Origin of the sequence: Propionibacterium sp. (assembly GCF_047719395.1) — a bacterium.
GTDB lineage: Bacteria > Actinomycetota > Actinomycetes > Propionibacteriales > Propionibacteriaceae > Propionibacterium.
Window position 1 is genome coordinate 1 of sequence record NZ_JBDNTB010000084.1, and the last position, 7,082, is coordinate 7,082.

Annotated in this window: 9 protein-coding genes; 7 read left to right on the forward strand and 2 right to left on the reverse strand. The window is 61.5% G+C overall.

What is annotated here, in order from left to right; genetic code table 11:
* The first annotated feature begins 319 nt into the window (after positions 1–319).
* From ABF648_RS11500 to ABF648_RS11520, 5 genes are all read left to right on the forward strand, one after another.
* Positions 320–1,765: a sugar transferase gene (locus ABF648_RS11500; RefSeq protein WP_415632389.1), complete on the forward strand. Its 1,446-nt coding sequence runs from the start codon at positions 320–322 to the stop codon at positions 1,763–1,765.
* Between the two features lie 306 nt (positions 1,766–2,071).
* Positions 2,072–3,049, forward strand: a complete 978-nt coding sequence (locus tag ABF648_RS11505) for a glycosyltransferase (RefSeq protein ID WP_415632390.1) — start codon at positions 2,072–2,074, stop codon at positions 3,047–3,049.
* Between the two features lie 208 nt (positions 3,050–3,257).
* Complete coding sequence (locus tag ABF648_RS11510) at positions 3,258–3,410, forward strand: hypothetical protein (RefSeq protein WP_415632391.1); 153 nt, start codon at positions 3,258–3,260, stop codon at positions 3,408–3,410.
* A 33-nt stretch (positions 3,411–3,443) separates the two neighbouring features.
* Entirely contained in the window at positions 3,444–3,824 is a 381-nt protein-coding gene (locus ABF648_RS11515; RefSeq protein WP_415632392.1) for a hypothetical protein, read from the forward strand.
* Positions 3,824–3,964 (forward strand): hypothetical protein, encoded by a 141-nt coding sequence (locus ABF648_RS11520; protein ID WP_415632393.1) that lies wholly within the window; start codon positions 3,824–3,826, stop codon positions 3,962–3,964. Before ABF648_RS11515 ends, ABF648_RS11520 begins: the two co-directional genes overlap by 1 nt.
* 22 nt (positions 3,965–3,986) lie before the next feature.
* Here ABF648_RS11520 and ABF648_RS11525 read toward each other — a convergent pair whose 3' ends face one another.
* Positions 3,987–4,691: a hypothetical protein gene (locus ABF648_RS11525; protein ID WP_415632394.1), complete on the reverse strand. Its 705-nt coding sequence runs from the start codon at positions 4,689–4,691 to the stop codon at positions 3,987–3,989.
* A gap of 176 nt (positions 4,692–4,867) precedes the next feature.
* Between ABF648_RS11525 and ABF648_RS11530 the strand changes: the two genes are divergently transcribed.
* Positions 4,868–5,134, forward strand: coding sequence for a hypothetical protein (locus tag ABF648_RS11530; RefSeq protein ID WP_415632395.1), 267 nt, complete (start codon positions 4,868–4,870; stop codon positions 5,132–5,134).
* Positions 5,135–5,315: 181 nt separating this feature from the next.
* Positions 5,316–5,675 (forward strand): transposase, encoded by a 360-nt coding sequence (locus ABF648_RS11535; protein WP_415632396.1) that lies wholly within the window; start codon positions 5,316–5,318, stop codon positions 5,673–5,675.
* Here ABF648_RS11535 and ABF648_RS11540 read toward each other — a convergent pair whose 3' ends face one another.
* Positions 5,676–6,665, reverse strand: a complete 990-nt coding sequence (locus ABF648_RS11540; protein WP_415632397.1) for a capsular polysaccharide synthesis protein — start codon at positions 6,663–6,665, stop codon at positions 5,676–5,678.
* Positions 6,666–7,082 lie beyond the last annotated feature (417 nt).

The following is a 7,082-nucleotide window of genomic DNA, read 5'->3' on the forward strand; positions in this document are numbered from 1 at the left end:
GGGCCTTCCCCCGCCAGCACATCACACGCGATTCACGCAACAACGCCCCCGGACATCACACCCAGGCATGCGCAGATGATCATCGACGCGAGCGTAACGCATGTCATCTTCGTGCCAAGATTCCCAAGATCGCACGCACGACTGACTCAACCGTCTGATGATCTCTTACAATCCTATAAGAGTGAGCTGAAGGAGTACCCGGAATTACAGGTTCGGCATCGCCTGTTCGGATTCGTGGGAATGCTCAAGGCAGTCCTGGCAAGGAAGGGTGACCGGTTTGTCCGTCGCACCATCGGCCACGGGATCTTCAACACCCGAGTTGGCTTTTCCATGGTCGGAACCAGACGCCGACGCGGAGACGCGCGCCAGCTGGAAGCGCAAGGTCGGCGCGATCCTGTTCTGTGCCGACCTGATTGTGATCGCCGTGGTGGTGCGCGGGACCGTCGGGTTCTGGGTGTCCGAGTCCGCGCGGATTGGCGGCCCCGTCGGCCTCTCCTACCGGGCAGTCGCCGTCGTGGCGATTCTCGTCTGGGTTTTCGTGCTGGGTGCCACTGGGTCCCGATCGACCAGGAATCTCGGGGCGGGCCTGGAGGAGTATCGCAAGGTCGTCGAAGCGAGTCTGTGGGTTTTCGGGTTTGGAGCGATTGTCTCTTACGTCCTCCAGGCCTCGATTTCGCGAGGGCTCTTCGTCACGACCCTGCCCGTCGGGGTGGCGGTGCTGCTCCTCGAACGCTGGGTGGTGAGACAGGCCATCAATGCCGGGCGCAGCAAGGGGCGGGCGCTCACCAGGACGCTTGTGGTGGGGTTCGCACCGGCGGTGGGCGACCTGCTCAACACACTGGAGAGCCGTCCCGAGGTGGGCTACCGGGCCAGTGGGGTCTGCGTTCTCGGAGCCGAACAGCTGGGCACATCGTTGTCTCCGCAGGTGACAAGGCATCGGCCTTACCAGCTCATCTCGGCCGCCACGGAGGGTGGCTATGGCGCGGTGATCGTTGCCGATGGGCTGCGGCGTTCGGAGGTGCGCGATCTCGCCTGGCAGCTGGAGAGCCGCCCCACGGAGCTGATGTTCCTGCCCAGGTTGATGGATGTCGCGGGGCCCCGGATGACGATCAGCGACGTGGAAGGTCTGTCGCTGGTGCACGTGGACTTGCCGCGTTTTAGCGGGTGGAGACTGTGGTTCAAGCGCGGTTTCGACATCGTCTTCTCCGCGGTCGTGCTCGTGCTGCTGCTGCCGGTTTTCTTGATCGTGGCTGTGCTCATCAAGATGGATGACGGTGGGCCAGTGTTCCTCCGCCAGGAACGCATCGGGCGGCGGGGCACGATGATCAGAGTGCACAAGTTCCGCACCATGTGTGTGGATGCCGAGTCGAAGATCGACGCGCTCATCGCGGCGAATGGCGGAACAGCGCTGCTCTTCAAGATGGCGGACGATCCGCGGATCACGCCGATTGGGAAGATCCTTCGCAAGTACTCCATCGACGAGCTGCCACAGTTCTGGTCGGTGCTGTGCGGCGGCATGAGCGTGGTAGGGCCGAGGCCCGGGTTGCCGCGTGAGGTGCCCGAGTACAGCAAGGCCTACTACAGGCGGCTGCTCATCAAGCCGGGGATCACCGGGTTGTGGCAGGTGAGCGGGCGGTCTGACCTGTCGCTGGAAGAGAGCATTCGGCTCGACCTTCGGTACGTGGAGAACTGGTCGCTGGTGGGGGATCTGATGATCATGCTCAAGACGGTGCGAGTGGTTCTGCAGTCAGGCGGGGCATACTGACACGGATTCCGATACGGACCTGCGGCGGGAAGCGTCACGCGGTCCGATAGCGCGATCGTGTGACACCTGCCAGTCATATGCAATTGCTCCCGAAGGTAAGGCTTCAAAGTGATTCCTGATCCAACGCGAAATGGCAGCCGTACATGCGGCGGCGCATCGATGGGCACAGATGAACAGACTCGCGTTTTTGTGCAGCTGTCATATGGGCAAGGTGCGGTGGGCTGGCGCAAACGATGGGAAAATGGAAGCCAGCTTGGTGTCAATGAACCTTCACCTTACGGTTATCACCATGCAGACTCAGGATCGATGAAGATTGACTTCTCTGTGGATCATCCGGAGACATATCTTGCGAAGGTGTGGCGTTATGCGATCAGGCTGATATTGGGGTTCGATCTGGTGCATGCGTGGCGAAATCGCGACGGGATCCGAGCTTCTGATATCGTCTGGACCCACACGGAATCGCAGGGGCTCGCTGTCGCGTGGATCTTGCGACGTTGCGCTGCCCCACGCCCGTTGCTCTTGATGCAAAGCGTCTGGCTCATGGATCGGTGGCCACACATGTGTCCCGCCCGGCGTTGGTGGTTTCAACGGCTGTTGCGATCCGCAGACGTCCTTACCTTCCTTTCCCCGATGAACACTGCCGATGCACGCGCAGCATTTCCCGGGCATCGTGTGGAGCTAGTGCTCTATGGCATCGCCATTGATGCGATGAGAAAACCGGCTTCGCCTCGCAAGATGGCCAACGGGACCCGAGTTCTCTCGCTCGGAAGCGATAGACATCGGGATTGGGCAACATTGATAGAGGCAGTGGCTTCGTCCCCCATCGAACTGCGTATGGTCACCAATGACTCCCGCGCCAACCGAATCGCACGAGGTGTCCCAAACGTTGAGATCATCCAGCCCCCTGACAACTCTTGCCTTTCCCAAGAGTATGATTGGGCGGATGTCGTGGTTGTCACGCTCATGGCGAACCGCCATGCATCGGGTGTCACGGTCGTCGAGGAGGCCACCGTGATGGGCAAACCGGTGATTGTGACTGATGCCGGGGGCATGGACGCCTATTTCGATACCTCTTGTGTCACATATGTTCGAGTTGGTGACCCACAGTCTCTCCGTGACGCGTTGCAGCGTTTCGGACACAATCCGGGACCATTCCATAAGAAGATCCCCCAAGCGCAACACCGAATGCGCGACGAACTGAACTCACATCGCTATGTTGAGCGCCACGTGAGGCTCTCCGAGGAGCTACTCAACACGGATGGGGATCAGTTGCATCTCCGGTAGGCGGCTTTGCCGAGCAACTTCGATCTCCGGCTCTTCGGACATCTGGTGGGGGTGACGGCTCGCGGATGAGTGTCGTGCGGGGTTGGGGGGTCGTGGTCCCCGAGAATCGGTAGTGACCGAGCAACCGCCGCACCGTGGGCGTCGACGATGTTCCACGCTAGTGCGTGTCCCTGGCACGTCCACCACTTTCCGTTGCCCGCGTTGCGACGTGCTGATCGGCCTGGATGACGTCGACGTCGGGACCGTCGAACGGGTCGCCGAACTGCTCACCGTGACCATCTCCTCGGCCACGACGCTGACGGGTTGCCCGTCGTGCGGCTGGTCGCTTGCGCACGCGGCTGCTGCAGGACGTGCCTGGTGAGGTCCTACTCGTGCTGCGTTGGCGCCAGGGGACTTGTCGTTGCCCGACCCCGGTTGCCCGTTCGGCGCATTCGTCGAGCAGCTGCCCGACCCGGTCGCCCCTCGCGGATCGCTGACCTGTCGTGCCGCGACCTGGGCGATCGAACAGCTGCGCCACGAGCACACGTGCATCGCCGGGGTGACCTCTCTCGGCGTCGACGTGCACATCTGGCATCACACCGACACCCGCCCTCGAGGCCCCAGGGAGCTCACGGGGATGGCCGATCTGACCTGCCATCGGGGCAAGGACGGGACCTGGCGGGTCCGGGTCCAGCAGGCCACCACGGGGTACCGCGGCCGCAAGGGCGACCCGCTGTTCGGCATCCAGACGATTCTGCGCGCCGGCGTCGAGAACCTCTCGGACAAGCAGCTGTAATGGTGAGTCCTTTCGTGCGGACGGTGGAGACCACGTCTGGGGCGACCGCGGTCCAGATCGTGCAGAAACGGGGCGGGCGCCGCACGATCGTGGAGCATGTCGGGTCCGTCCACGGCGAGGCGGAACTGGTGGTGCGCTGATGAGCACGGCTCACCAGCGGCTTCACAGGACCCAGGAGCTGCTGTTCACCACTGGCCCGGCACCCCCGAGGGCCGCAGTGGAACAGTCGGCCAGCCAGGTGTTGTGGGACACGCTGCTGGCCGCCCACCGGCAAGTCGGATTCGGCAGTTGGACGATGAGGTGTTCACCCAACTCGTGCTGGCCAGGATCGTCCAACCGACCAGCGAACTCGATACCATCGGGGTGCTCCGCGAGATCGGTGTCACCGCCCCGCACGAGAAAACCCTGTACGACTGCCTCCGAGGAGTCGGCAAGGGGCAATACCGCGACCGGATCTCTGCGGCGCGCTGGGCCCACGCAAACCGGGGCGGGCCGGTGAGGCTGATGCTTGACGATCTGACCTCGCTGTACTTCGAAACCGAGCACGAAGACAGCCTCCGGCGGGTCGGAATGTCGAAGGAACGGCGGGTCGACCCCCAGATCACCGTCGGGCTGCTCGTCGCCCCGGATGGGTACCCGTCGCAGGTCGCGATGTTCGAGGGGAACAAGGCCGAGACCACCACGATCCGTCCCGTCATCACCGGGTTCACCGCCGAACACCAGACCGGAGTGCTGGTTCTCGTGGCTGACGCGGGGAAATTGTCGGCGAAGAATCCAGATGGGCTGGAGGACGCCGGGCACTGGTTCATCCTCGGGTCGCGCCAGCCGAAAGTTCCCCACGACCTCGGTGGTTACGTCCACGCCCACGGTGACGTGGTGGCGGACAGGACGAACATCGGCACCACCCGCCCCAGGGGCACCGGGAGCACGCGCCGGGACCGGCGGGTGGTGTACCAGTACTCGTTCGCACGCCGGCAGCGGGAGAACCGCACGATCAACTCGTACGTCGCCACGGCCGAGCAGGCCGCCACGGGACCAGGCCAGTGGCCACGGACCGGTTCGTCACCGTGGCCCGTGACGCCTACGGGGAGAAAGTCCACGTCAACTGGGACATCATCGAGAAGGCCCGGTTCTGCTCAGGTTTCAAGGGCTACGTCACCACTATCCTTTCCCAGGTCGAGGACGCCTCGCACGTCATTGACGCTTACCACGACGTGTGGCATGTGGAGCAGTCCCTCCCGATGGCCATATCCGATCTGCGAGCCGCCCGGTCTTTCATCACCGCTGCGACGCGATCGAAGCGCATGTGACCGTGGTCTTGGCTGCCCTGGCCGTGTCCCGGCACTGCAAACCCTCACGGGATCAGTATCAAGAAGATCGTCCAGACCGTACGGCCTTTCCAGACCGTCACCATCATCATCGTCGGGCATCACGTCACCGCCCAGCCCAGCGTGGACGACAGAGCCCGCCACATCCTCGACGCCATCAAACATGACGGGCACCAAACCTGTGGAACTCAGGCCCGAGGTCGCGCGCCTGGGCCGGACCCTTCGTCGCTGGCGGCAGGCGTCCCTGGTGTACTTCAGCACCGACTGCGCGAACAACGGCGGCACAGACCCCGTGAACGGCATCATCGAGCTGTACCGCCGCATCGACCGCGGCTACCGCAACCGCGGCAAGAACCACCGCCTACGCACGCTCCTGGTCGTCGGTGGCTTCACCCCCTGGCCCCCGCCCGATGTCAGAAGAGCCCGACTGGCCCTCCGCCAACTGCTTGTCTGGGCAGTGACCGACAGCTTCTCCAAGAACGAGCGATGGACAAAGAGGTTCGTTGCGCCAGCAGTCCGATGATCAGCCGAAAATGTAGTCAGAGACAAGATATTCGCCTGCGGATTCGCCACGAGAATAGTTACGCAACGGGATCTTGTAGACGTATGTATCTCCTTCAAAGAGCAGTCGATTCAGGTCCCGAGTCAGCGGAGCGCCGTCAAGCATTAGAGGACAGAGCTGCTCCACAAGCGTGTTATTCACGGGGAGCCTCTCGTACTGCGCCGCGATCGTGCCGATTGTCGACAGCGCGATCGCCGCAATGTAGTTCCCAAGCAGGTATTGGATCAGAAAGTCGTTCTTGTGCCAATATTCGAGCAGCGCATCCGTCATGAACCCATAGAAATTCGCTCCAGGCCATCCCGCGAGGAAATAGCTCTCCCAGTTGAGTATATTAAAGTATCGGTAAGCCCCAGCGAATTTCCTGATTCCCTTTGCCGAATAGAAGGGACTTTTCATGACGTCCGCCGGCAAAGGTCGCGCCACGTACACTGTCGCATCAAGCCAGATGCCACCGTGATCCCTAAGAAGAGTATGGCGCAAGATGTCCGAAAGCATCTGAAAGCTCAAAGCCCCCGACTTGAACTTATCAAAGACATAACCTGGGATCGAGGCATAGTCTCCGATGTTGCGCAGATCCACGACCGTGACCGCATGATCGCCCAATAGCTGCATTGAATGATCCACAATAGCACGCTGAAAAGAGGGCATCCTGTCCAGGCCTTGCATCCAGCACATCCATACGGGCGCGTGTGCTGAGTCCGCAAAGGGTCTCCCAAGTTCGTCTCTATCTGACCATTCCCCTATCACGTCTATGAGCTGACGATTCAGGAATTCAATGATCAGTCTGTCCCTACGAGAGAAAACCGTTTCCCGACTACCGCGCAACACTTGCCTCGGTACTTCCTTGTCAAACCTGCACAGGGTCTGCAACAGGGCGAACCGAATTGAAACGTTGCTGCTCAATTCCTTGAACCGTCCAACGCCATTTCTTTTCACGAGATAATCAGCCACGAGGCTCTTCACCGATTCCTAGCTGCTCGACTTGTTCTTCATCGATTCGGTCGCCCGAATTCGTAGCATGCCCTCAGGGTCTGCCCTTCCACACGAACTCAGTATGTCCAACATCGCTCTGCTGTTCCCGTACAGCCGGATCCTGCGAACCGGGTCGCGCCCAAGAGAGACAACGGTCAATGCCAAGTTCTTCGCAACGGGCCGAAACAGTTCCCGGCAAGCCAACTTCCAAGTGAAGCTGCCGGACTGCAACAGATAGATCGGGTTGGCAACTTGAGAGTACCCAAATCTCGAATGTGAAAGACGCCCACCGCTCCTTGCCCCCCTATGGGCTGCAACACAGCCCGGCACGTGGGCCAAAGGGGCTCTTCGCGATCCGGGGTGTAGCGGGGGGTTGAGTCTGGCTGGCGTGTCGGG

What these genes read in the sequence shown, in the direction of transcription:
- ABF648_RS11505 (WP_415632390.1), top strand. Translation starts at nt 2,072, where the DNA reads ATGAAGATTGACTTCTCTGTGGATCATCCGGAGACATATCTTGCGAAG.
- ABF648_RS11520 (WP_415632393.1), top strand. Translation starts at nt 3,824, where the DNA reads ATGGTGAGTCCTTTCGTGCGGACGGTGGAGACCACGTCTGGGGCGACC.
- ABF648_RS11535 (WP_415632396.1), top strand. Translation starts at nt 5,316, where the DNA reads ATGACGGGCACCAAACCTGTGGAACTCAGGCCCGAGGTCGCGCGCCTG.